We start from the raw sequence: 1,414 nt of genomic DNA, 5'->3' as shown, positions 1-1,414 counted from the left end.
TTATAAATGGGGGTAGGAACAACAATGTTAGTTGCGAATCTAATATTGGTTTTAAGGCTTTCCCCTGTGTTTTCACAGGTTAAGGTATTTGGATTTAGTTGATTTGTGGATAACTTTTTATCAATAAAATCGAAGTGACATTCATGAAAAGATAAGTCTTGTTCATTAACAAAATGCTGGCCACAAGAATTGCAAAAATGATTCATGAACAATTACCCCAAACAACGTGTCAAATGAAAAGACAAAATGCTTTTATGCATAAGAGAAAAACAACGAGGACACTCAACAACATCTATTTGATGAACAGAACGAATAATCACTTAGCAATCCCCCATTTCATCTTTTAATTCTTGATTTGCTTTTTTGTATAAATCTGCATGTGCATCAATCAAGGAATAGTCATAAGCCATTTCAGCAGCAACTAAAGCCAGATGCTCTAAACACTGCTCTGTTGAGAAAGCAGGAATACATTCATCAAGACAAAATTGACCGTTTTGAGAAACCAACTCTGCTACCCGATTAAAAGCCGCCTGAGTGAAGTCTTGAGGTGAACTAAAAGTGATTATTTTCATGATTATGATTTATCACAAATGATATTTGTCTGTTTTATAACATTTGATTTGTGATAATGCAACATATCATAAAATATAAATCAGATATGATGTCAAAATTTTGGAGAAAGACATGGCTGTAACAATTCGGTTGAGAGATGAAGAAGAAGAAATGATTAAAGACTCAACACTTGAAATGATGTTCGAAACAAAAATTCGAATTAAAGAATCAGATGTAATTCACACTCTAATTAGAAAGCACCTTAAAGATATAAAAACGGAAGATGTAATGAAATATAGGGCTGAAATACTTAAAAAAGACGATTAATTATTTATATTGACCAAGATGATTGATTTCATATTAAGGGTGTAAATACACCCTTTTCTTATTAGGAATAAAAATGGGTATTGCAATATTTTGTTTAGTATTAGGATTTACTGTTGGCTACCTCTGGAGAGATTCACGCCCTGAAAAAGAAAAACCAAAAGCCAAAAAAACAAGAAATGTATATCTCAGCTATAACGAAAGGCAACGTGCAAAGATACATCATCAGAGTGATGCAGAGCGGATTAGAGAGCTTAATTTACTTTCTACAAATGAAAGTAAATTCATGCGTTTATTACAACATCAATTTACAGAGCATCGATTAATTATTAAAAACAGACGGTTTTATATTGCAGACCAGGATAACTACCCTATTGCTATATTTGAATATCGAGACGGTACAAAGGAATTAAAAGTTAAAGACAACGAGGACGGTATTCCTGTTTTTCTTTATAAAGCCATTCTCTCCAGCGAAGCACTTAATGAAGATAAAATGTCGCTCATATCGAATGTCGCATAACGTAATTTTATGTTAAAT

At 32.4% G+C, this 1,414-nt stretch carries 4 protein-coding genes; 2 read left to right on the top strand and 2 right to left on the bottom strand.

Translation table 11 applies throughout. From position 1 onward, the window contains the following. Both NI461_RS13965 and NI461_RS13960 read right to left on the bottom strand, forming a co-directional pair. The coding region (locus tag NI461_RS13965) for a hypothetical protein (protein ID WP_253157837.1) at positions 1–206 on the bottom strand (206 nt) is incomplete at its 3' end. A 114-nt stretch (positions 207–320) separates the two neighbouring features. Then, on the bottom strand, positions 321–572 hold the full coding sequence (locus NI461_RS13960) for a hypothetical protein (protein WP_151206277.1): 252 nt from the start codon (positions 570–572) through the stop codon (positions 321–323). 112 nt (positions 573–684) lie between these two features. Between NI461_RS13960 and NI461_RS13955 the strand changes: the two genes are divergently transcribed. Beyond that, the gene (locus tag NI461_RS13955) at positions 685–879 is read left to right on the top strand and encodes a hypothetical protein (RefSeq protein ID WP_253157824.1); all 195 of its coding nucleotides are present in this window, start codon (positions 685–687) and stop codon (positions 877–879) included. Positions 880–952: 73 nt separating this feature from the next. Beyond that, the gene (locus NI461_RS13950; protein ID WP_253157822.1) at positions 953–1,396 is read left to right on the top strand and encodes a hypothetical protein; all 444 of its coding nucleotides are present in this window, start codon (positions 953–955) and stop codon (positions 1,394–1,396) included. Positions 1,397–1,414: the final 18 nt, after the last annotated feature.

The organism is Acinetobacter sp. S4400-12 (assembly GCF_024129495.1).
In the GTDB taxonomy this organism is placed as follows: Bacteria; Pseudomonadota; Gammaproteobacteria; order Pseudomonadales; family Moraxellaceae; genus Acinetobacter; species Acinetobacter lwoffii_C.
This window is presented reverse-complemented; position numbering and strand designations above follow the sequence as displayed.

Bases quoted from the DNA above. Each gene is read 5' to 3' on its own strand.
- NI461_RS13955 (WP_253157824.1), top strand. From the start codon at position 685: ATGGCTGTAACAATTCGGTTGAGAGATGAAGAAGAAGAAATGATTAAA.
- NI461_RS13960 (WP_151206277.1), bottom strand. From the start codon at position 572: ATGAAAATAATCACTTTTAGTTCACCTCAAGACTTCACTCAGGCGGCT.
- NI461_RS13950 (WP_253157822.1), top strand. From the start codon at position 953: ATGGGTATTGCAATATTTTGTTTAGTATTAGGATTTACTGTTGGCTAC.